Raw genomic sequence first — 1,031 nt, 5'->3', positions numbered from 1 at the left:
CATCCGGGTCGGGGAGGACCTCCGAACGCGGCCGGTGTACGGCACGGCAAGGTCGGGAGAAACGGGGGTCGGATGCAGGCGGTCAGCGACAACACCGGTGCCGGGGACACGCACAGGTGGTGAGACACGCACACTCGGCGACGCGTGGATCCGGACTCCGCAGGACCACGTGAAGGCGGCGGTCGAGGCTGCGCGCGTGGCGGCGACCGTTCACAGGTCCTCCTTCCGGGTTGCGTGGCGACGAGGTCGGGACTGGTGATGCCGGCGGAGGCATCACGCCGCCGACCGATCGTGGATGCCCGCCATCCCGGTCAGTCTGCCGACGACGCCGACGGTGCACAACGTAACGGCGCTAACGGGATCGTTCAGTTTCCGTGAAGGGTGGGCACGATACGAACCGGGAGGTGAACTCCGCAGCGACCGCCGTGGCGGAGTCGCCGGACGGGACGACCCCGCGGACGTTCGACGGGGCATGATCGAGCGGCATGGAGGCATTGTCCGGGCGGGCCACGCCGAATCGAACAGTTCGGATCAGCGAGCGCCGAACACCGGCCCCGGTCGCACCCGTACCCGTCCCTCGCGTCCGTCCGGCGCTGCGCATGAGCCGGGCAGGCGCGGCGCGGAGTTTGCCTCGAGACGAGCGGAACCGGTGACACCGCCGCGCCCCGTGCCCGATGGTGAACGAGCACGATGCGATCGGATGGAAACGGCGACCGTTTCGAACCTGTCCTCCGACCGACACTCCCGACGAACCAAGGATTCTCTCGTGGCACGTGAACTACACCTCGCCGGCTTCCTCATCGCGTCGCACGTCACTCACTCGCACGCCGCGTGGCGGCATCCGGCATCGGAGACCGACTATCTCGGCCCGGACTACTACCGGCGAGTGGCACAGACACTCGAACGCGGGAAGTTCGACTTCCTCTTCTTCGCGGATCTGCTCGCCACACCCGTGCGGTACAGCAACGACATCCGCGTGCCGCTGAGCCATGGTACCCAGGCCTCGGCCACCATCGATCCCACACTCGTGG

At 68.1% G+C, this 1,031-nt stretch carries 1 pseudogene; it reads left to right on the top strand.

What is annotated here, in order from left to right:
• Positions 1-766 precede the first annotated feature (766 nt).
• A pseudogene (locus AIIKEEIJ_RS14455) lies at positions 767-1,031 on the top strand (LLM class flavin-dependent oxidoreductase); the annotation flags it as partial.

It is taken from the genome of Rhodococcus sp. YH1 (assembly GCF_009939605.1).
In the GTDB taxonomy this organism is placed as follows: Bacteria; Actinomycetota; Actinomycetes; order Mycobacteriales; family Mycobacteriaceae; genus Rhodococcus; species Rhodococcus aetherivorans.
Note: the sequence above shows the minus strand (reverse complement) of the source record. Positions and strands in the feature narration are given on the sequence as shown.